This is a genomic window from Streptomyces sp. NPDC056296 (genome assembly GCF_042268605.1).
GTDB lineage: Bacteria > Actinomycetota > Actinomycetes > Streptomycetales > Streptomycetaceae > Streptomyces.
The window spans coordinates 1-21,224 of record NZ_JBHJRX010000041.1 but is presented as its reverse complement, the minus strand read 5'-3'; the positions used below and the strand labels follow the sequence as shown (position 1 = coordinate 21,224).

At 73.7% G+C, this 21,224-nt stretch carries 18 protein-coding genes, 1 pseudogene and 1 riboswitch; of the genes and pseudogenes, 11 read left to right on the top strand and 8 right to left on the bottom strand.

The genetic code is table 11. The features are described from left to right. Window positions 1–2: 2 nt before the first annotated feature. Window positions 3–203 (bottom strand): sulfur carrier protein ThiS, encoded by a 201-nt coding sequence (gene thiS / locus ACFCZF_RS27325; protein WP_375916563.1) that lies wholly within the window; start codon window positions 201–203, stop codon window positions 3–5. Then, window positions 200–1,393 (bottom strand): glycine oxidase ThiO, encoded by a 1,194-nt coding sequence (thiO, locus tag ACFCZF_RS27320; RefSeq protein ID WP_376673912.1) that lies wholly within the window; start codon window positions 1,391–1,393, stop codon window positions 200–202. Before thiO ends, thiS begins: the two co-directional genes overlap by 4 nt. A 63-nt stretch (window positions 1,394–1,456) precedes the next feature. Next, a riboswitch (TPP riboswitch) is annotated at window positions 1,457–1,568 on the bottom strand. 52 nt (window positions 1,569–1,620) lie between these two features. Here thiO and ACFCZF_RS27315 point away from each other — a divergent pair. The 6 genes from ACFCZF_RS27315 (at window position 1,621) to ACFCZF_RS27290 (ending at window position 6,784) form a co-directional block, all read left to right on the top strand. Beyond that, window positions 1,621–1,971 carry a hypothetical protein gene (locus tag ACFCZF_RS27315; protein ID WP_375916557.1) on the top strand — a complete coding sequence of 117 codons (351 nt, stop codon included), beginning with the start codon at window positions 1,621–1,623 and terminating at the stop codon, window positions 1,969–1,971. Between the two features lie 31 nt (window positions 1,972–2,002). After that, window positions 2,003–3,295 (top strand): NAD(P)/FAD-dependent oxidoreductase, encoded by a 1,293-nt coding sequence (locus ACFCZF_RS27310; RefSeq protein WP_376673878.1) that lies wholly within the window; start codon window positions 2,003–2,005, stop codon window positions 3,293–3,295. 78 nt (window positions 3,296–3,373) lie between these two features. Continuing rightward, window positions 3,374–3,739, top strand: coding sequence for an Rv2175c family DNA-binding protein (locus ACFCZF_RS27305; RefSeq protein WP_375916551.1), 366 nt, complete (start codon window positions 3,374–3,376; stop codon window positions 3,737–3,739). Between the two features lie 297 nt (window positions 3,740–4,036). Next, entirely contained in the window at window positions 4,037–4,693 is a 657-nt protein-coding gene (gene thiE / locus ACFCZF_RS27300) for a thiamine phosphate synthase (RefSeq protein ID WP_375916548.1), read from the top strand. Window positions 4,694–4,799: 106 nt separating this feature from the next. Beyond that, entirely contained in the window at window positions 4,800–5,723 is a 924-nt protein-coding gene (metF, locus tag ACFCZF_RS27295; RefSeq protein ID WP_376673877.1) for a methylenetetrahydrofolate reductase [NAD(P)H], read from the top strand. A gap of 56 nt (window positions 5,724–5,779) precedes the next feature. Then, a complete protein-coding gene (locus ACFCZF_RS27290) occupies window positions 5,780–6,784 on the top strand; it encodes a hypothetical protein (protein WP_376673876.1) in 1,005 nt (334 codons plus the stop codon). A 42-nt stretch (window positions 6,785–6,826) separates the two neighbouring features. On the opposite strand, the gene ACFCZF_RS27285 is transcribed toward ACFCZF_RS27290, so the two are convergent. Then, window positions 6,827–8,326: a phytoene desaturase family protein gene (locus tag ACFCZF_RS27285; protein WP_376673875.1), complete on the bottom strand. Its 1,500-nt coding sequence runs from the start codon at window positions 8,324–8,326 to the stop codon at window positions 6,827–6,829. A 515-nt stretch (window positions 8,327–8,841) separates the two neighbouring features. Further along, window positions 8,842–9,471, bottom strand: a complete 630-nt coding sequence (locus ACFCZF_RS27280; RefSeq protein ID WP_375916537.1) for a TetR/AcrR family transcriptional regulator — start codon at window positions 9,469–9,471, stop codon at window positions 8,842–8,844. Between the two features lie 191 nt (window positions 9,472–9,662). On the opposite strand from ACFCZF_RS27280, the pseudogene ACFCZF_RS27275 reads away from it, so the two are divergent. The 3 genes and pseudogenes from ACFCZF_RS27275 to ACFCZF_RS27265 form a co-directional block, all read left to right on the top strand. Continuing rightward, window positions 9,663–10,184, top strand: a pseudogene (locus tag ACFCZF_RS27275) (SAV_6107 family HEPN domain-containing protein); the annotation flags it as partial. 854 nt (window positions 10,185–11,038) lie between these two features. Continuing rightward, a complete protein-coding gene (locus tag ACFCZF_RS27270) occupies window positions 11,039–11,866 on the top strand; it encodes a methyltransferase (RefSeq protein ID WP_375916534.1) in 828 nt (275 codons plus the stop codon). 278 nt (window positions 11,867–12,144) lie between these two features. Further along, on the top strand, window positions 12,145–12,546 hold the full coding sequence (locus ACFCZF_RS27265) for a spore wall synthesis complex protein (RefSeq protein ID WP_375916531.1): 402 nt from the start codon (window positions 12,145–12,147) through the stop codon (window positions 12,544–12,546). 503 nt (window positions 12,547–13,049) lie between these two features. Here the strand turns inward: ACFCZF_RS27265 and ACFCZF_RS27260 are convergent. The 4 genes from ACFCZF_RS27260 to ACFCZF_RS27245 all read right to left on the bottom strand — a co-directional run bounded on the left by ACFCZF_RS27260 (window position 13,050) and on the right by ACFCZF_RS27245 (window position 19,181). After that, entirely contained in the window at window positions 13,050–15,440 is a 2,391-nt protein-coding gene (locus tag ACFCZF_RS27260; protein ID WP_375916528.1) for a DUF3488 and DUF4129 domain-containing transglutaminase family protein, read from the bottom strand. Between the two features lie 484 nt (window positions 15,441–15,924). Next, window positions 15,925–17,289 (bottom strand): DUF58 domain-containing protein, encoded by a 1,365-nt coding sequence (locus ACFCZF_RS27255; protein ID WP_376673874.1) that lies wholly within the window; start codon window positions 17,287–17,289, stop codon window positions 15,925–15,927. Continuing rightward, window positions 17,289–18,362, bottom strand: a complete 1,074-nt coding sequence (locus ACFCZF_RS27250) for an AAA family ATPase (RefSeq protein ID WP_376673873.1) — start codon at window positions 18,360–18,362, stop codon at window positions 17,289–17,291. The genes ACFCZF_RS27255 and ACFCZF_RS27250 overlap by 1 nt, the downstream gene beginning before the upstream one ends. 270 nt (window positions 18,363–18,632) lie before the next feature. Next, window positions 18,633–19,181, bottom strand: a complete 549-nt coding sequence (locus ACFCZF_RS27245; RefSeq protein ID WP_376673872.1) for a beta-class carbonic anhydrase — start codon at window positions 19,179–19,181, stop codon at window positions 18,633–18,635. A 428-nt stretch (window positions 19,182–19,609) separates the two neighbouring features. On the opposite strand from ACFCZF_RS27245, the gene rsmH reads away from it, so the two are divergent. Together rsmH and ACFCZF_RS27235 are read left to right on the top strand one after the other, a co-directional pair. Then, window positions 19,610–20,566: a 16S rRNA (cytosine(1402)-N(4))-methyltransferase RsmH gene (gene rsmH, locus ACFCZF_RS27240; RefSeq protein WP_375916517.1), complete on the top strand. Its 957-nt coding sequence runs from the start codon at window positions 19,610–19,612 to the stop codon at window positions 20,564–20,566. Window positions 20,567–20,626: 60 nt separating this feature from the next. Then, window positions 20,627–21,190: a septum formation initiator family protein gene (locus tag ACFCZF_RS27235; RefSeq protein ID WP_376673871.1), complete on the top strand. Its 564-nt coding sequence runs from the start codon at window positions 20,627–20,629 to the stop codon at window positions 21,188–21,190. Window positions 21,191–21,224: the final 34 nt, after the last annotated feature.

Sequence of the window (21,224 nt, the reverse complement as noted above, 5' to 3'; positions counted from 1 at the left end):
GGTCAGCCTCCTTGGACGGCGGTGAGGACTTCGACGCGGTCGCCGTCGGCCAGCGCGGTGGCGGACCACCGCGCGCGCGGGACGACGGTTTCGTTCAGGGCGGCGGCCACACCGGACGGCGCCGCGGTGAGCGTGCCCACCAGGGCGTCCAGGGCCGTGCCCGGAGCCACCTGGCGCGGCTCGCCGTTGACGGAGATGTTCATGCGGGCTGCTCCGAGAGTTCCGGTAGTGCGGGGGCGGCGCCGAAGCGCCGGGGGGTGAAGGGGCGGGCCTCGGCCGGCAGCTCCCCGGTGGTCAGGGCGTGCGCCATGGCGTCGCCGGTGACCGGGGTGAGCAGGACGCCGTTGCGGAAGTGCCCGGTGGCCAGCTGCAGGCCCTCCAGCCCGGTCGGACCGAGCAGCGGGGCGTTGTCCGGGGAGCCGGGGCGCAGACCCGCGCGGGTCTCCCGCAGGGGCAGCTCGGTGATGCCGGGGACCAGCTCGTGGGCGTCGCGCAGCAGCTCGTAGACGCCGCCCGCGGTCACCGTCGTGTCCCAGCCCAGCTCCTCGCTGGTGGCGCCGACGACCAGCTCGCCGTTCTCCCGGGGCACCAGGTAGAGGGGGTTGCCGCGCACCACGGCACGCACCGTCCGGTTCAGCAGCGGTCCGTGCGTCCGCGGCATCGTCAGCCGCAGCACCTGCCCCTTCACGGGCCGCACCGGCGGCAGGACCTCGTCCGGGACGCCCGTGAGCCGTCCGCTCAGGCTGCCCCCGGCCAGCACCACCTGCCCGGCCTCCAGCGCGGTGCCGTCGGCCGTGACGACACCCGTGGCCCGCTCGCCGCCGCGCACGACGGTGAGCCGGTCGGCCCACGCCCGGTGGAAGACGACGCCCGCGCGTGCGCAGGCGGCCACGAGCGCGGCGGCGAGGCGCCGAGGGTCGATCTGATGGTCGCCGTCCACCCGGAGCCCTCCGCGCACACCCGGCGCGAGCATCGGCTCCAGGCGTCGGCACTCGCGCCCCGACAGCCACTCGGACTCCAGGCCCGACCGCTGCTGAAGCGCGTGCAGTTCCCGCAGATGGGCCCGGTCGTCGGCGTCCAGCGCGACGGCGAGTGTGCCGCACCGGCGGTAACCGAGGTCGTGCCCCGTGAGGTCGGCCAGCTCGGCCGCGAACTCCGGGTAGCGGCGGGCCGAGGCGAGGTTCAGCGCGAGCAGCGTCTGCTCGCCGTAGTGCAGCTCCGTGACGGCGGCCAGCATCCCGGCGGCCACCTGGGCGGCCCCGCCGCCCGGCTCGGGGTCGACGAGGGCCGTGGCGAGCCCGCGCTGCGCGGACCGCCAGGCGGTGACCAGGCCGATGATCCCGCCCCCGACGACGAGGACGTCCGGCGTACGCGACGGCGCGGCTGTCGCGATCGCCGCGGCGGTCGCGTTCGTCGCGGCAGATCTGGACACGGAAGCAGAAGTCGGCGGTGACGACATGGGCGTCCAGCCCCTCCCTTCGCCGGCATGACCCGGATCAGGTTCGTACGGTCGGAGGCCGCCAGCCTCCCTCTCAGCCCGGTGCGTCCGGGCTCCCGCGAGTGCTTTACGTTGGCCACCCTAGCCCGCAGCGCATCGCACTTGTAAGGGAGCCTCCGCCCGTGGCGCGTTCACTCGACGGTCTCGTTCTCGCCCCCGTCGCCGACCAGGCGCCCGGCCAGGTGGGTACGCGGACCCGGTTCACCTACCACGAGCAGGACGGCGCCGTATGGGCCGAGTACGCGGGCGGTGACGTCGTCCGCGGCCGTCTGGTGGGCACCAGAGAGGGCGACCGCCTCGACTTCCGGTACGTGCAGCTCAAGACCGACGGAAGTACGTCGTCGGGGCACTGCGTGTCGACCGTCGCCGAGCTGCCGGACGGGCGGGTGCGCCTGGACGAGACCTGGGAGTGGGAGTCGCAGCGGGGCAGCGGGACGAGCGTTGTGGAGCAGGTCACCGCGCACGAGCACTGACTGACACAACGTCGGTGTCTAAGGTGATCAGGTGAGCGAGCAGACGCAGGAGCAGACCCGGGAACGGGGAGCGGACGCGGAGCGCCGCGTGGTCGTGGTGGGCGCGGGGATGGCTGGGGTGCAGACCGCCGTCGCGCTGCGGGAACAGGGCTTCACCGGCACCGTGACCCTGATCGGCGCGGAGCCGCACCAGCCGTACGACCGTCCCCCGCTGTCCAAGGCGATCCTGCTCGGCACGGCCGAGGGCTCGGCCTTCGACGTCGACTTCGAGGCACTCGGCATCACCCTGCGGCTCGGCTGCGAGGCCCTGGGCGTCCGCCCCGACGCACACGTCCTGGACACCTCCGCCGGACCCGTGCCGTACGACGTCCTCGTCCTCGCGACCGGCGCCGAACCGATCCGGCTGCCCGGCACGGAGGGGGTGCCCGGCGTGCACCTGCTGCGCACCCTGGACGACGCCGAACGGCTGCGGCCGGTGCTCGCCCGGCAGCACGACATCGTGGTCGTCGGCGCGGGCTGGATCGGCGCCGAGTTCGCCACCGCCGCGCGCGAGGCGGGCTGCGCCGTGACCGTCGTGGAGGCCGCCGACCGGCCCCTGGCCGGCGCGCTGCCCGCCGAGGTCGCCGCGCCGATGACCGACTGGTACGCCGACTCGGGCGCCGTACTGCGCACCCACGCGCGCGTGGATCGCGTCGAGACGGGCGGTCCCGGGGAGTCCGGCGAGCCCGGCGAGCCCGGCCACGTCGTCGTGCTCGACGACGGCTCGCGGCTGCCCGCCGGCGCGGTCGTCGTCGGCATCGGCGCCCGGCCCGCCACCACCTGGCTCGCCGGCTCCGGGATCGACCTCGGCGCGCACGGCGACATCCTGGCCGACGACCGCCTGCGCACCTCCGTCCCGGACGTCTACGCGGTCGGCGACTGCGCGTCCTTCCCCTCCGGCCGCTACGGCGAACGGCTGCTGGTGCACCACTGGGACAACGCCCTCCAGGGCCCGCGCACGGTCGCCGCCAACATCATCGGCAACGCCACCGGCGAGGCCCCGGTGGCCTACGACCCGGTGCCGTACTTCTGGTCCGAGCAGTTCGGCCGCTTCGTCCAGTACGCCGGTCATCACACGGCCGCCGACACCGCCCTGTGGCGCGGCGACCCCTCGGGACCCGCCTGGACGGTCTGCTGGCTGCGCGAGGACCGCCTGGTCGCCCTGCTGGCGGTGGGCCGCCCCCGGGATCTGGCCCAGGGCAAGCGCCTGATCCAGGCGGGCACGACGATGGACCCGCGGCTGCTGGCCGACCCGGCGAGGCCGCTCAAGGCGGCGACGGCGTAGCCCCTCCGCCCGGGTGCGGCGGCCCGGGTCGGACGGGTCTGGTTTCCGACTGTCAGTGGCAGATGGCAGGCTTGAGACGTGACCGAGATTGACGCAAAGATCGATGCTCTCGTGCCTGCCTGGCTCACCGTCCCCGACATCGCCGAGATGCTCGGCGTCGAGGTGACCCGCGTACGCCAGCTGATCAAGGAAGGCCAGCTCATCGCCGTACGGCGCGGTGAGAACCGCGCGCTGCACATCCCCGCGGCCTTCATCGACGAGGACAAGGTCGTCAAGGGCCTGGTCGGGACCCTGACGCTGCTGCGGGACGACGGCTTTTCGGCCGAGGAGATGCTGGAGTGGCTCTTCACACCCGACGAGACCCTGCCCGGCACCCCCGCCCAGGCGCTGAGCGAGAACCGCGGCACGGAGGTGAAGCGCCGCGCCCAGGCGCTCGCCGTCTGACCTGACAGGCACCGCCCGGCGTACGGGCCGCGGCCCACGGTCCCCAGCGGCCATGACGGTCCGCGGTCCCGTACGCCACGGCCGCGACCCGCTGCCGCCGTGTTTCTCGGGGCCGAGGGGGAGCCCGCGGCCTCCGGCAGCGGCGGCCTCCCGGTTCCGGGGGGCCGGGAGCGGCGGCCTCCCCGCGCCGGCGGGCCGCGAGGCGACCGTGGCAAGGCACGCTCCGTATCCTCGGGACACAAGCCAAGGCCGCGCGGTCCACCGCGGGCTCACGCCACCGACCTGGGGGACATCCGCATGCCCGACACCGCCGCGACCGCCCGCGCCCGGCTCGCCGACGCCCGTCTCTACCTGTGCACGGACGCCCGCCGCGGCCAGGGCGACCTGCCCGAGTTCCTGGACGCGGTACTGGCGGGAGGCGTCGACATCGTGCAGCTGCGCGACAAGGGCATGGAGGCGGGGGAGGAGCTGGAGCACCTCCAGGTCTTCGCCGATGCCTGTGCCCGCCACGGCAAGCTCCTCGCGGTCAACGACCGGGCGGATGTCGCCCACGCCGCCCACGCCGACGTGCTGCACCTCGGGCAGGGCGACCTCCCGGTGCCCGCCGCCCGCGCGATCCTCGGCGACGACGTCCTCGTCGGCCGCTCCACGCACGCCGAGTCCGAGGCCGCCGCTGCCGCCGTCCAGGACGGCGTCGACTACTTCTGCACCGGCCCGTGCTGGCCGACTCCCACCAAGCCCGGCCGCCACGCCCCCGGCCTCGACCTGGTCCGGCACACGGCCGCACTCGGCACGGACCGCCCTTGGTTCGCCATCGGCGGTATCGACCTCGGCAACCTCGACGAGGTGCTGGAGGTCGGCGCCCGGCGCGTCGTGGTCGTCCGGGCGATCACCGCGGCGGACGACCCGGGTGCCGCTGCGGCCGAGTTCGCGAAGCGACTGCGGCAGGCGTAGGCGAGTGCAGGAGGCATGTGTCCAAGGGGTGGACAACAACTCGACAATGCGGACAAATATCCCGCATCCGGTTGGGTGACCGCCGCCCCCTGGCTAACCTGCCCGTATGGCCCTCGGAACCGCATCCACCAGGACTGATCGCGCACGCACCGTGCGCGACATGCTCGCGTCCGGCAAGACGACGTACTCGTTCGAGTTCTCCGCGCCGAAGACGGCCAAGGGCGAGAAGAACCTGTGGAGCGCGCTGCGGCGGGTGGAGGCGGTCGCCCCCGACTTCGTCTCCGTGACCTACGGCGCCGGCGGTTCCACGCGCGCGGGGACGGTCAAGGAGACCCAGCAGATCGTCGCCGACACGACACTGACCCCCGTGGCCCACCTCACCGCCGTCGACCACTCCGTCGCCGAGCTGCGCAACATCATCGGCCAGTACGCCGACGCCGGGATCCGCAACATGCTGGCCGTGCGCGGCGACCCGCCCGGCGACCCGACGGCCGACTGGCTCGCGCACCCCGAGGGCCTGACCTACGCCGCCGAACTGGTCCGCCTCATCAAGGAGTCGGGCGACTTCTGCGTCGGCGTCGCGGCCTTCCCCGAGATGCACCCGCGCTCCGCCGACTGGGACACCGACGTGACGCACTTCGTCGACAAGTGCCGGGCCGGCGCCGACTACGCGATCACGCAGATGTTCTTCCAGCCCGAGTCCTACCTGCGCCTGCGCGACAGGGTCGCCGCGGCCGGCTGCGAGACCCCGGTCATCCCCGAGGTCATGCCGGTGACCAGTGTGAAGATGCTGGAGAGGTTGCCAAAGCTCAGCAACGCCTCGTTCCCGGCCGAGCTGAAAGAGCGGATCCTCACAGCAAAGGACGATCCGACCGCTGTACGCTCCATTGGTATCGAGTTCGCCACGGAGTTCTGCGCGCGGCTGCTGGCCGAGGGCGTCCCCGGACTGCACTTCATCACGCTGAACAACTCCACTGCGACGCTGGAAATCTACGAGAACCTGGGCCTGCACCACCCACCGCGGGCCTAGACCGGCCGCACATATTTACGACACACTGCGTAACGGCCACTGGGAGAGGGGCGTACATGGGCTGGACGGTCCTCTACATCGCGTTCGGCGTCGTCGCGCTGTGGCTGCTCGGTGAGGTGCTGCTGCAGTACAAGGCGCGGCTGCGCTGGCGGCTGCTCGCCTTCGGCGGCTTCGTCGGCGTCGTGGCCGGTGTGCTCATGTCGAACGTGATCGTCATCGGGCTGGGCGCGGCCGCGTTCGCCGTCGGCCAGACCTACGTCACGCTGTCGTTCCGCCGCGGCTTCGAGGCCGGGTGGGCGGTCAACGCCCCGGCGAGCCTCGTCGGCAGGCGCGGCTGTCCCGAACGAGGCCGCCAGGAACCGACGTTGCAGGTGTCCGGACTCGAGGCGGCCGAGGGCGGCCGGGGCGACCACGACGCCTACGACGACCGCGCGCAGGGCCACGCACCGGGTCAGGACGGCCTGCCCTACGGCAGCGACGAATACGGCCGCGACGACTACGACCGCGACGACGTCTTCACCCCCGCCCGCCCCGCCGACCCCACGGCCGCGGAGACCACCGCCGTCTACGAGCCGCAGCCCATGCCGGACGACACCGGCTCGTACGGCGTGTACGCCGACGCCGGCTACGGCCACGACCAGCAGGCACCGGCCGCCGCCGCGCAGGGCGCCGACCAGTCCTACGCCTACGACTACTCGGGCTACGGGCAGCAGGGGTACGGCTACGACAACGGCGGCCAGCAGCAGTACGCCGCCTACTCCGACCCGTACATCGGCACCCACAACTACAGCGGGGCGTCGTACGACACCGGCTCCTACGACACGACCGGCGGCCAGCAGTACGGCCAGCAGGGCTACGGGCAGGACCAGTACGCCACCGGCACGCCCGGCGGCTACGGCGGCGAGACCCCGGCCGGCGGGGTGTGGGTGCCACAGCAGCGCAGCACCGACGACCCCTACGGCGGCGAACTCCCGCCGGAGCAGACGTACCCCTACCAGGGCAACGGCCAGACGCAGGGCCAGGGCCAGGGGCAGGGCTACGACGAGCAGTACCGCTTCTGACGAAGTCTCAGGGGCTCGGCGGCCGGCCCGGCCCCTGACCGCTCACTGGGAGCCCCGGAACCCCGGTCCTTCCACGACCAGTCCGGCGACCAGCGCGCCCGACATACCCGCGTGCGGCAGCCCCCCGCCTGGGTGCGACCAGCCGCCGACCGTGAACAGCCCGCCCACGCGCGTGCCGTTCGCCGGGTGCAGCAGCCGTCCGTCGGCTCCGGCCAGCGCCGGAACCGGAACCGCGCCGCCCTCCACACCGGTCGCCGCCGCGACATCGGCCGGGGTGCGCACCTCGCGCCACAGGAGACGGTCGCGCAGACCCGGTATCGCACGCTCGGCGGCCTCGACGAGGCGCTCGGCGTGGCCCTCGGCGTGCGCTTCGCCGCCCGCGGGCACCACCGAGGTCAGGGTGACCGCCTCGTGGTCCGCGTCCGGGACCAGCGCCGGGTCCTCGGGACGCAGGACCGTGACGGTCGGTCGGGCGGGCAGGCCGGGTGCCGGACCGAACAGCGCGTCCAGCTCCGCCTCGCGGTCCGGCGCGTGCACCACCGTACGGTGCGCGGTGCCCTCCGGACGGCCGCCCCGCAGCGCCAGCAGAACCGTCAGCCGGCTCGCCGACCCGCGCTGCGGCGGCACCTCGCCGTCGCCCCGCACCGTCGACCCGCCGCAGAGGCGGTCCAGCACACCGGGCGCCACACCGGCGACCACGAACTCCGTCTCGGCCACCGCCCCTTCGGCCAGCTGTACACCCGCCACCCGGCCGTCCTTCTCGACGAGCCCCGTGACCTCGGCGCCGAAGTGGAACTCGACCCGGCGGGCCAGGCACCGTTCGTACACCGCCCGCGCCAGCTCCCGCAGACCGCCGCCGCGCACGTACCAGACACCGAAGGCGTACTCCATGTACGGCAGGACGGCGGTGTTCGCCGGGGCGGTCCGTGGATCAAGGCCGTACGCGAGCGCGTGGCTCTCCAGGAGGGCGGCGAGCCGGGCGTCCCGCAGCTCCCAGGCGCCGACCTCGGCGAGCGTGCCGGCCCGGCGGGTACGCAGGAGCCGCTTGTGCGGGACCGCGGGATAGGGCTCGCGCTCGGCGAGCACCTTCCAGTTCGGCCACAGCGGCTCCTCCAGGAGCGGGCGGCGCGTCCGGTCCCAGGTCTCCCGGGCCCGCACCAGGAAGTCGCCCCAGCGCCGCGCGGCGGTCGAGTCGAGTGCCTCGGCCAGGGCGGCGACGACGCCCGCCCGCGAGGCGTTCGGCAGCGACACCTCCGTCCCGTCCGCGAACACGTGCCGTGACGACGGGTCGACCTGGACCAGCTCGACACAGGATTCCAGCGGCTCCTTGCCGGTCTTGACGAACAGATCGCGCCAGACCGCGGGCAACGGCAGCAGACCGGGCCCGGTGTCGAAGGAGAAACCGTCCCGCTCGACGCGGCCCAGGGCTCCGCCGTACGTCCGGGTCCGCTCGTACACCGCCACCCGGTGGCCCGCGACGGCCAGCCGGGCGGCGGCCGCCATCGCGCCCATCCCGGCGCCGATCACCGCAATCCGTGCCATGCCAGGGACTTTATCCGCCACCACCGACAATCCGGCCCCAGGGGCCGCCGGGCCGTACACCTGCGGGAACGGTCGGCGACCGGGTCGGCCTGAGTACCGCGACGGACGCGCGGGTGACCGGCCGGGAGCGCGCCGCCGTGAGCCGGGATGCGCACCACTGAGTATCCGTACCTAGCCGCCCAGATGAGTACGGGCGCGGATGGGCCCCTGCCTGCGTGAACGAGAGAGTGGAGGCACGGAGAGGGGCACGGCTCCGGAACCGGCGACACGGGGCGCCGGAACGGAGCCGGGCCCGCGATCCGCTCCTTCCGCCGGCCGCGGTCGGCGGGAGCGAGGCACGGGGGAGCCCGGGGGAACGACCGAGAACGGGGGTTCCAACGGGGGGACGTACGGGGGAGCAGGAGAAGGCGCCGGTCCGACGGTGGCCCGCGGGGGACGCGGCCACCACGGACCGGCGCCCTTCGTGCCCCACCGGTGGATTGCGCCCGGTCGGCGGACCGTGTGCGGCCGGCGTCTCAGGGGCGGCCGCTCACGCGTCCCTGAAGCAGCCGCGACAGGGCCGCGTGCACGTCGTCGAGTGAGCGTTCCGGCTGGAACGACTTCCAGTCCAGCGCGGCCACCAGGACCATGCCGACCAGTGCGGCGGCGGTCAGCGGCACGTCGATCTCGTCGCTGAACTCACCGCTCGCCACGCCCTCGCGCAGCACGCCCTCCACGACCGCGACGGCCTCCTGCCGGACCACCAGCAGCGTGGACTGCCAGGCCCGGTTGGTACGCCACAGCTCGGCCACGTACAGCTGGGTGAAGGCCGGGTAGCGGTCGATGAAGACGAGCCCCGCGCGGATCATCGCGTCCAGGGCGTCAACCCGGCCGCGTCCCTCCCGCGCCGTCCGCTCCGACGCCTCCCGCAGCGACACGGTGAGGAGGCCGACACCATGGCGCAGCAGCTCCTCGAAGAGGACGGACTTGCTGGCGAAGTTGTAGTAGACCGTGCCCTTCGCGACCCCGGCGCGTTCGGCGATCTCGTCCACGGTGGTGGCGGAGAAGCCCTGCTCGGCGATGAGGGTGACGGCCGCCTCGTAGAGCTTCTGCCGGGTGGCTTCGCGGCGGCTGCTGCCCTGCGAGGTGGCGCTGCTGCTTTCCATGTCCCGATTGTCACAGCACTCCGCCCGGGGGTGTCACCGCAGGGTGCGCGGCTCCACTCCCGGTCCGACCCGAACCTACGATCGAAGCAAAAGTGCAGGTCAGAATGGATTGTCAGTGGCATACCTCACTATGGGCACATACGGCACCTCGTAGCAGAGCGTGCCGTCACGGAGACGACAGGAGGATCGTCATGGCCCACTCGTCCGCAGCCGCCGCCCGGCGGCGCCGCGCAGCCGGCCCTGCACCCTCACTGACCGGCCCGGCGAGCGACGTGCACCCCGTGCTCCGCCGGACAACCGCCCCGCCCGCCGCCCTCGACCTGCTCGCCCAGGCCAGGGCCGGACTGGAGGAGGCCACCGTCCTCGAGACACCGAACGAGCGCTACGCGACGGCCCATCTGGCCGCCCTGCGCACCGCCGCCGCGGTGCTCGCCGCGCGAGGCCGCCCCGAGACTACCCCGCGGGCCCGGGCCCGTATCCGCAGCGCCTGGGAAGTGCTCCCGGAGATCGCGCCCGAGCTCTCCGACTGGAGCGCGCTGTTCGCCTCGGGTGCCCGGCGCCGGGCACGGGCCGAGGCGGGCATCGAGGGCGCGGCCAACCGCCGGGACGCCGACGACCTGATACGCGACGTGGCGATGTTCCTGCGCCTCGTGGAGCGGATGCTGGTCCTCCAGCCGGTCCTGCCCCAGCCCCGCCCCGACACGGACCACCCGAACCCGGACCACATCGACCCCGACGGCCCGGCGCCCGTCCGCTCCGACCCCGGCCACTACGCGCCCGTCCGCTCCGATTCCGGCCCTCCGGCGCCCGGTCGCCCCGATTCCGGCCTCCCGGCGCCCCTCCGCTCCGACCCCGGCCACTACGCGCCTGGTCGCTCCGATTCCGGCCCTCCGGCGCCCGTCCGCTCCGATTCCGGCCACTACGCGCCTGGTCGCTCCGACTCGGGCCACTACGCGCCCGGTCGCTCCGACTCCGTGCGCTCCGACTCCGGGCGTCCCGATTCCGGGCGCCTTGGCTTCGACCGTCCGGGCTTCGACCGTCCGGGCAGGGAGCGGTCGGGCGGTGACCGCGCGGGCCGCGAACTGCCGGACGCTGGATGAGCGCTCCGACGGCCCCGGCCCGCCGGGCACCTCCGGCCGAGGGTTCACGGTGCACCGCCGAGCCGGGGCGCGTGGTGCACCTCGGGGGCGGGAGTGCGCCGGACATCTCCGGGCGGTGACCGTGCGGGGCGCCTTTGGGCGCGGGGGCGTGGTGCGTCTCCGGGGGGAGAGACCGCGCGGAGCGCCTCCGGGCTGGGGTGCGCGGGGCGCCTTCGGGCGGAGACCGCGCGGAGCGCCTCCGGGTTGGGGTGCGCGGTGCCTCTCCGGGCGGAGGCGCACGGGCGCCTTCGGGTGGAGACCACGCAGGGCACCTCCGGGGGCCGGTGGCACGGGGTGACCGGTCGGCGTACCGGAGGCAATAGGGTGGGAGGCGCCTGAAGCCTGCCCCTTCCCGCACCCGGGCCGGGGCGGCAGCCCGTTCGCTCCGCCCGTGCCCGAGGCGGTGCCGCGCCGAGGAGTCAACTGCCGTGTCGGACCCGATGCGCCCGCCCGTCTCCCAACCCCGCCCGCAAACGGCGTCGCCGCGCTCCGAGCCCTCGCGTTCCCGAGCCGCCCTTCGTACCGCCGTGGTCTGGGACGTCCTCCAGGACGCCCTGGACCGCCGGGTCAAGGCCACGGGCCGCCAGGCGCTGGACGTCCTGGACACCGGGGGCGGCAGCGGCAACTTCGCGGTGCCCGTGGCCCGCCTCGGCCACCGCGTCACCGTCGTCGACCCGAGCCCCAACGCCCTGTTCGCCCTGGAGCGCCGAGCCGCCGAGGCCGACGTCGCCGACCGGGTGCGAGGCGTCCAGGGCGACGCCCACGGCCTCTTCGACGTGGTCGAGCGCGGCGGCTACGACGCGGTGCTGTGCCACGGCGTCCTGGAGTACGTGGACGACCCCGCGGAGGGCATCCGCAACGTGGTGGCCGCCCTGCGCACCGAGGGCGTCCTCAGCCTGCTCGCCGCGGGGCTCGGCGGGGCCGTGCTCGCGCGCGCCCTCGCCGGCCACTTCACGGAGGCCCGGCAGGCCCTCGACGACCCGGACGGCCGCTGGGGCACGGGTGACCCCGTGCCCCGCCGGTTCACCGCCGAACAGCTCACCGGACTGGTCGAGGCCGCGGGGCTCCGGATCGGCGCCGTGCACGGCGTGCGGGTCTTCGCCGACCTCGTTCCCGGGGTGCTGGTCGACACGGAGCCAGGTGCCATGGACGCGCTGCTGAAGCTGGAGGCCGCGGCGGCCGAACTCGCCGCGTTCCACTCCGTGGCCACACAGCTTCACGTGCTCGGTGAGACACGAGGGGCCCAAGAGGCCTGAGCCAACTGGTGGGGTAAGGCCCTGATCAGGGACGCGACTGCAGATGGAGTACGCCACAGGCCCCCCGAACGGGGGCCAGTCGCCGTATGATCGAGGGAGACCGCCCGGCATGACGGGTCGGCCGCTGGGGAATGTGAACTTCAGCGAGCCGGCACGGCCATGACGGAGACCGGTTGGCCAATTGGCGTAGAGGGGCGGGTTTCACGGGGGCGATTCCCTGCCTATCCTGAAGGGACCCCCCCGGGTCGCCCCGGCGACTGCACGATGAGGAGGACTCCGTGCCGCTCTCGGAGCACGAGCAGCGCATGCTCGAGCAGATGGAGCGAGCGCTGTACGCCGAAGATCCCAAGTTCGCGACAGCGCTCGAGGGAAGCGGGCTGCGTACGTACACCCGGCGACGGGTCTACCAGGCGGTCGCGGGCTTCCTCGTAGGTATTGCGCTCCTCATGGCCGGTATGGTCGCCCAGCAGGTCTGGCTCAGTGTGGTGGGCTTCCTCGTCATGCTGGGCTGCGCGGTCCTCGCCGTGACCGGCTGGCGAAAGGCGCCCAAGCCGGGCGAGCAGCCGGCCGCAGCTGCCGGACCGCAGGCGCGCCGTCAGCAACGGCAGAAGCGCTCCATGATGGACCGCATCGACGAGCGCTGGCAACGGCGCAGGGATGAGCAGCAGGGCGGCCAGTAGCGCCCGAGCCGCCGCTCACCAGGACATCTGCGTGAGGGGGTGACCACCGACCGGGTGGTCACCCCCTCACGCTTACCCATGTACGCCGCGCCCGGGGCGTGGCCTGATCCACCCGCACCGGAGGCAAGGCCGATCGGTCGCTGGGGCACAGCAGGTCACCTGGGGTCCTGACCTGGGCGGGCCCGGGGTCGGCCGGGGATCGGCCTGGGATCGGCCTGGGATCGGCCCGGATCACCCCGGGATCACCCCGGGATCACCCCGGGATCACCCCGGGATCACCCCGGGATCACCCCGGGATCACCCCGGGATCACCCCGGGATCACCCCGGGACCGACCCGGGATCGGCCTGGGATCGGCCCGGATCACCCCGGGACCGGCCCGGGATCACCCTGGGACCGGCCCGGGGCCCCGGAATCGGCCAGGGATCCCCGGAATCGGTCAGGGCCCCCCGGGACCGACCAGGGCGCTCCCGCCCAGGCCGTGTCTCCGCGCAGCCAGTCGGTTCAGCCTCGCTGCCCCGACGCCTTCCGCAGCGTCGGCCGGGCCGCCGCTGCCCGCTGTTTCAGGGCAGTCCACCGGGCCGACACCGCCCAGGCCACCCGTACGGTCGAACGCGGGGCGAACAGTGCGCGCAGTCGTGTGCCGCGGCTGACGGTGGCCCGCAGACCGGCGCTCGCCCGGTGGACGTCCTCCGTGAGACCCGCTGTCAGGCGGGGCCGCGGTGCGTAGAGAACCTGCTCCACCGCGTCCGCCACCCGGTGCACCGCCGCAGCGGCCGTCGGATCGAGCTGCCCGAGCCGGACGATCCGGGCCGCCGCCTTGCGCGGGGTCTGCGACTCCTCCGGCGTGATCCCGAAGTCCCATGCCGTATCGGTCAGCTCCTGCCAGACCGCCAGAGTGTGCGGGCCCGCGTCCGCCTCGCTGCGGCCGTGCGCCCCCAGCCGTACCGTCCGGGTACGCAGCCGCCACAGCATCGGCGCCAACGGGACCAGCAGCACCGCGAGCCCACCCGCGGCCCAGCCCAGCACCGCGTACCACTTCGGCCCGTTTCCGCCGGTGACCGGCACGGCCGCTGCGGACTCGCTGGCGCAGGCGTCCAGCTTCTTGTCCTGGGCCGAGCAGCTCTCGCTCTCCGAGGGCGCCGCCGACGGCTCCGCCTGCGGGTTCCGGGACGGCAGCGCGGGGTCCGGCACCGAACTGCCCGGCGTCTCCGTCACGGTGTACGACGGGGTCGAGCCACGGGTCGGCGTCGGCTCGAAGCGGGTCCAGCCCACGCCCTCGAAGTACACCTCGGGCCAGGCGTGCGCGTCCCGCAACCCCACCGAGACCGAGCCGTCGGCCTGCGGGGAGCCCGGCGCGAAGCCGACCGCCACCCTGGCCGGTATGCCCAGCGAGCGGGCCATCGCCGCCATGGCGAAGGAGAAGTGGACGCAGAAGCCCTGCTTGTCCTCGAGGAAGCGGGCGATCGCCTGCGAGCCGCTGCCCACCTTGACCTGGGTGTCGTACTCGAAACCGCCGTTGATCGCGAAGTACTCCTGGAGCTTGACCGCCTGCTCGTAGGGGTTCGCCGCACCGGCGGTCACCTGGCGGGCGACCCGGGAGACGACATCGGGCAGCGAGTCCGGCAGCTCGGTGTACTCCCGCTTCAGCGCCGTGGACGGCTGCGGTGCGGCGGCGAGCTGGTCCGCCGTCGGCTGCACGTTCAGGCTCCGCACCTCGTACGTGAGCCCGCGCGTGTTCTGCCCGTGGTCGCCGACCAGTGTCATGCCGACGGGTTCATAGCGCCAGTTGCCGGCGATCCGCACGCCGCTCGGTGGGTACGGCATCGGCAGCCAGTCCTGGGCGTACCAGTCCGCGGCCGTGATGGTGGTGCGGGTCTGCGTGCGCCTGGTGTCGGGGCCGAGGCCGATCGGCGTGGGGAACGTGCCGTCCGGCACGGCGGTGATGTTCCGCTTGGACGGCTTCCAGGTGGTGCCGTCGAAGTCGTCCAGGGACACGATGCGCAGGTACAGGTTGGAGATGTCGTCGGTATCGGTCTCGACGGAGAGGACCTGTCGGTTCTCGTCGACGTTGAGACTGTCGCGCAGGGAGACCAGAGGGTTCACCGCGGAGATCGTGCCGCCGCCCCCGGTCCCGGAGCCGACGCCCGTCCCGGCGCTGTCCAGCAGCCCGCCGTTCATCGCGGGCAGGGCGAGCGGCACCACCAGGGCGATGCCCAGCGCGAACGCGCCGATGCGCCGCCCCGTGCGGACGGGGGCGACCACGCCCGCCTGCTCCCCGCCCGGGGTGCGTGGCGCGCCGCCGAAGACCCGGCCCCACTGCGAGAGCCGGTCACGCCCTTCTGCCAGGAGCAGCATCAGATAGCCGGCCGCCGCGATCAGGAACCACAGCCAGTCGGTGCCGCCCTCGGACAGGCCGGCGGCCACCGAGTACAGCGCGAGCAGCGGCAGCCCGGCCGGGGCGGCGCTGCGGAAGGTCACCGCGAGGGTGTCTACCAGCAGGCCGATCACCAGGACGCCGCCGACCAGCATCAGCCGGATGCCGTCGGACTCCAGCGGCGCCGGGATCGCGTACCGCGCGATGTCGTCGCCGCCCTGTTGCAGCAGGTCGGCGAAGTGCTGGAAGGCCTGCGGGCCGGGAATCAGCCCGGCGAGGGCGTGCTGCCGGGCGAAGACCAGGGTCAGGAGCGCCAGCGTGACCAGGGCCTGCGCGGCGATGGTCAGCGGCCGGGCCAGCGGCACCCGGCGCGCCGCCGCGCCCACCGCGGACTGGACCGCCAGCAGGAACGCGGCCTGCAGGATCCACGTGGCCGGGTCGACCAGGGGCAGCAGCGCGCACGCCGCCATCAGCGTCGCCGCCCACGCACACAGCGCCAGCCGCGCCCGCCCGCTCATCGCGTGCCCTCCCGGCCCGTGGCCGCCGCGGGGCGGGTGTATCCGTGCTCCGCCCGCTGCGTGTGTCGTCGGGGCACGGCCGTCCCCCCTGTGTCCCGCGTCGGCCGTGCTTTCCGGCTCATCGCGTGCCCTCCCCGCCGCTCGCCGTCGCGGGGCGGGTGTGTTCGTGGTCCGCCTGTCGCGTGTGTCGTCGGGGCATGGCCGTCTCCCCTGTGTCCCGCGCCGGCCGTGCTTTCCGGTTCATCGCGTGCCCTCCCCGCCGGTCGCCGTCGCGGGGCGGGTGTGTTCGTGGTCCGCCTGTCGCGTGTGTCGTCGGGGCATGGCGGTCTCCCCTGTGTCCCGCGTCGGCCGTGCTTTCCGGCTCATCGCGTGCCCTCCCCGCCGGTCGCCGTCGCGGGGCGGGTGTGTTCGTGGTCCGCCTGTCGCGTGTGTCGTCGGGGCATGGCCGTCTCCCCTGTGTCCCGCGTCGGCCGTGCTTTCCGGCTCATCGCGTGCCCTCCCCGCCGGTCGCCGTCGCGAGGCCGGTGCGTTCGTGGTCCGTCAGGCGCCACATCTCCTCCAGGGTGGTGCCCCGCGGCACGGTCACGGCGGTCCAGCCCGCCTCGCGCAGCATCCGCAGCCGTTCCTCGCTCCTGTCCAACGGACCGGGCACGTCGGCCGGTTCCCGTGCCCAGGTCTCGCTGTCCAGGACGAAGGCGACGGCACCGCCGCTGCGCTGCCGCATCTTGGCGGCCACCGTGGCCTGCTCCTCGTCCAGGTCGCCGAAGAACGCCACCAGCAGCCCCTCGTTCCCGCCGCGCAACACGTCGTACGCCCGGGACAGACCCGTGCCGTCGGAGTGGTCGATCACCGCGAGGGTGTCCATCATCAGCCCGGCCGCGTCGGCCGTGCCCTGGCTCGCGCCCGCGAAGCCGTCGGAGCCCTCGCTGGGCACCGAGTCGCCGCTGTCGGTGAGCAGCCGGACGGAGAAGCCCCGCTCCAGCATGTGCACCAGCACGGACGCGGCGCCCGACACCGCCCACTCGAAGGCCGAGTCCGGGCCGGCGCCCTCGTAGGCCACGACCCGGGTGTCCAGAAGCACCGTGCAGCGGGCGCGCTGCGGCTGCTCCTCGCGGCGCACCATCAGCTCGCCGTAGCGCGCGGTGGAGCGCCAGTGCACGCGCCGCAGGTCGTCGCCGTAGCGGTACCCGCGCGGGATCACGTCGTCGTCGCCCGCCAGCGCGAGAGAGCGCTGCCGCCCCTCGCCGTACCCTCGTGCCTCGCCGCTCAGCCGCACCGGCGGCAGCGCCTCCACGCGCGGGATCACGGTCAGGGTGTCGTACGTCGAGAAGGAGCGGGTCAGCTCGCACAGCCCGAACGGGTCGGTCAGGCGCAGTTGGAGCGGGCCCAGCGGATAGCGGCCGCGCAGGTCCGAGCGGACCCGATAGGACACCTCGCGGCGACCGCCCGGCTCCACCCGGTCGAGGACGAAGCGGGGGCGCGGTCCGAGCACGTAGGGCACTCGGTCCTGGAGCATCAGCAGACCGGTGGGGAGCCGTGAGACGTTGTCGATGCGCAGGTGCACCCGGGCCTCGCTGCCCGCAGGCACCCGCCCGGGGGAGAGCCGGCGGCTGCCCGCCACTCGGTAGCGCGTGCGGTAGAGCAGGGTCGCGCAGACCAGCGGCAGCACGCTCAGCAGCAGTCCGACGCGGAGCAGGTCGCTCTGCCCGAGCACGTAGGCGCAGACCGCGGCGGCGATGCCGGCGGCCAGGAAGGACCGTCCGCGGGTGGTCAGACCGGTCAGGGCGGTGCGGAAGCCGCCGCCCTCGCCCCGGTCGGCGTCCGACCGGTCCGTCCCCCCGGCGTCCATCACAGCCTCCGGGGCGGTTGCTGGGGATACGCCGGCGCGCCGCGGCTCACGCCGAAGCCCGTCTGCTGCTGGGGCGCCGCGGGCACCGGTGTGCGCTGCAGGATCTCCTGGACGACCTGCTCGGCGGTGCGGCGGTTGAGCTGGGCCTGGGCGGTGGGCAGCAGGCGGTGGGCCAGGACGGCGACCGCGAGGGCCTGCACGTCGTCCGGCAGCGCGTACTCCCGGCCGCTCAGGGCGGCGGACGCCTTCGCCGCGCGCAGCAGATGCAGCGTGGCGCGCGGCGAGGCGCCGAGTCTGAGGTCCGGGTGGGTGCGCGTGGCGGCGACCAGGTCCACGGCGTACCGCCGGACCGGGTCGGCGACGTGGACGCCCCGGACCGCCTCGACCAGCTTCAGGATCTCGTGCGCGTGCGCCACCGGCTGCAGGTCGTCCAGCGGGTTCACCCCGCCGTGCACGTCGAGCATCTGCAGCTCGGCGTCCGGACTGGGATAGCCGATGGAGACCCGCGCCATGAAGCGGTCGCGCTGGGCCTCCGGCAGCGGGTAGGTGCCCTCCATCTCGACCGGGTTCTGCGTCGCCACCACCATGAAGGGGCTGGGCAGCTCGTAGGTCTGGCCGTCGATGGTGACCTGGCGCTCCTCCATCGACTCGAGCAGCGCGGACTGCGTCTTCGGAGAGGCGCGGTTGATCTCGTCGCCGATCACCACCTGCGCGAAGATCGCGCCGGGCTTGAACTCGAAGTCCCGGCGCTGCTGGTCCCAGATGGACACGCCGGTGATGTCCGAGGGCAGCAGGTCCGGCGTGAACTGGATCCGGCGCACGGAACAGTCGATGGACCGCGCCAGCGCCTTGGCCAGCATGGTCTTGCCGACCCCCGGGACGTCTTCGATCAGCAGATGGCCCTCGGCGAGCAGCACGGTCAGCGAGAGCCGTACGACCTCGGGTTTCCCCTCGATCACGCTCTCCACCGAACCGCGTACCCGCTCGACCACAGCGGTCAGATCGTCCCCCACGCTCGAATACGCTCGCGCGGGGGCGCCCCCATGGCTCGCCTGATCGTCATAGGTCGTCACCCGGCCCTCCTCGGCCTTTCCCCCGCTCCCTGAGAAGCGGGGGTACCCCAACTTGCCGGGACGGCCACACACCGCGGACCGGCCCACCCCGAATCACGGACACCGTGCGGAAAAAGTTCCGCACGACACCACTTCCCGCATTCTTGCTGCCGTTACCGATTCGTGTCACTCGCCTGTGGACAACTGGCCGCGATATGTCGGGCCTTACGGCCTTTGCGGTGCTTGCGTGACGGGATCACCAGGGCGGGATCATCGGGGCGGGCGGCCGGATCAGACGGGGTCGACCTCACGGAGCCGGCCCGTCTTCACGTCGTAGACGAAGCCGCGCACGTCGTCCGTGTGCGGCAGGAAGGGCGAGGTCCGGACCCGCTCGACGGACTGCCGTACGTCCTGGTCGACGTCCCGGAAGGACTCCACCGCCCAGACGGGGCGCTGACCGACCTCCAGCTCCAGCTCGTGCCGGAACTCCTCGGTGAGGGTCTCCATGCCGCACGCCGTGTGGTGGACGAGGACCACGCTGCGGGTGCCGAGCGCCCGCTGGCTGATGGTGAGGGAGCGGATCACGTCGTCGGTGACGGCACCGCCCGCGTTGCGGATGACGTGGCAGTCGCCGTTGCGCAGGCCGAGCGCGGCGGTCACGTCCAGGCGCGCGTCCATGCAGGCCACGACGGCGGTCCGGAGAGCGGGGCGGCCCGCCAGTTCGGCGTCGGCGAACTCGGCGGCGTAGCGCGCGTTCGCCTCGACGAGCCCGTCGACGGTGGTGCCGTTGCCCGTCGTGCCGCACCCGGAGTCCGCGGGAATCGATGCAGAAGTCGTCATAACCATGACGTTACTGGCCACCTTTGTGCCGGGCTCGCTGTGAAGCGGGACAAAGATGGCCATCGCATTCTGTTGTGAGCCACTCCACAGACCCTTACGGGTGCCTCCGCACGAGTGAAGTAGCGCCCCGCGCCGATTCGTGCCCGCCGGCCTCCGCGACGCGCAGGCCGGTTGATTGACCGGGCGACAGGGTGGACTAAAGTGACGCGAAGCGGGAGGCGAGGCTCTCCCTGCTGGACTGAAATCCCCGGAGAGCTGGGCGACGTCCCGCCAGATCTCCCCACGTGCGCGGCGCGTACGTACGGCTCGGCCTCCTCCCGCTCCTGGCCGGCCGACGCTTCCGGCGCCGGCAGGCCTCCCCTTCACGAGCGAGCGGGAGGGGACCCGGCGGTGCGTGACGCCGTGCCGGACCTGAGAGGCCGCCCCACTTGAGCCAGAGTCGACACGTCCCGGTGATGCTCCAGCGGTGCCTGGACCTGCTGGCGCCCGCCCTCGAGGAGCCGGGTGCCGTGGTCGTCGACTGCACGCTGGGACTCGGCGGGCACAGCGAGGCGCTCCTCGAACGCTTCCCCGAGGCCCGGCTCGTCGCCCTCGACCGGGACAAGGAGGCCCTGCGCCTGTCCGGTGAGCGGCTCGCGCCGTACGGCGAGCGCGCCACCCTGGTGCACGCCGTCTACGACGAGCTGCCCGACGTACTCGACCGGCTCGGCGTCCCGCGCGTCCAGGGCGTGCTGTTCGACCTCGGCGTCTCCTCCATGCAGCTCGACGAGGCGGACCGCGGCTTCGCCTACGCCCAGGACGCCCCGCTCGACATGCGCATGGACCAGACGACCGGCATGAGCGCCGCCGAGGTCCTCAACACGTACCCGCCGGGCGAACTCGTCCGCATCCTGCGGGCCTACGGCGAGGAGAAGCAGGCCAAGCGGATCGTCTCCGCGGTCGTGCGCGAGCGCGAGAAGGAGCCGTTCAGCAACAGCGCCCGGCTCGTGGAGCTGATCCGCGCCGCGCTGCCGCAGGCCGCCAAGCGCACCGGCGGCAACCCGGCCAAGCGCACCTTCCAGGCCCTGCGCATCGAGGTCAACGGCGAGCTGTCCGTCCTGGAGCGGGCGATCCCGGCCGCCGTCGAGGCCCTCGCCGTGGGCGGCCGGATCGCCGTGCTGTCGTACCACTCGCTGGAGGACCGGCTGGTCAAGCAGGTGTTCGCGGCCGGCGCGGCCAACACCGCGCCGCCCGGACTGCCGGTGGTCCCCGAACGCTACGCGCCACGGCTCAAGCTGCTCACGCGCGGTGCCGAACTTCCCACCGAGGAGGAGATCGCCGAGAACCGGCGGGCGGCACCGGCACGGCTGCGCGGAGCCCAGCGCATCAGGGAGTCCATCGGGTGAAGCGAGCGAGGCAGGCCAGGCGCGGGTGCGGACGGTCCACCCGGGCCGAGGGGAGGGCGAGTGAGTAGGAAACCCGAACTGAAGGGCAGGGCGGCCCGGCTCGCCCAGCTGCTCCCGCCGGGCGGCCCACGCGGCCAGGCGGCCCGGGCGCCCTTCGTCCTCCTCGTGGTCGTCCTCCTGGGCGGCGGCCTCATCGGGCTCCTGGTGCTGAACTCCGCCCTGAGTGAGGGCTCGTTCCAGCTGGACGACCTGAAACAGCGGACGAAGGAGCTCACCGACGAGGAGCAGGCGCTCCAGCGGGACATCGACGCCTACTCCGCTCCCCGCGCCCTTCAGCGCCGCGCCCGCGAGCTGGGCATGGTGCCCGGCGGCGATCCCGCCTTCCTCGCCCCCGACGGCACCGTCAAGGGCTCGCCCAGCCCCGCGCCCACCGCCGCCTCCGCCCCGCTGGTCCTCGCCCCCGAGGCACTGACCGCACCCACGGGCAGCACGGGCAGCGAGTCCGCCACCGGCACCGAGCCGTCCGACCCGGCCCCCACTCCCAGCACCGCGGCCACGTCCGCCACAGCCGCGGCCCCCACGACGACGGCGACCACCACCCCGACCCCGACTCCCGGCAGGTGACGGAAGTGTCCGACAGGGAACCGCCGCGCCGCCG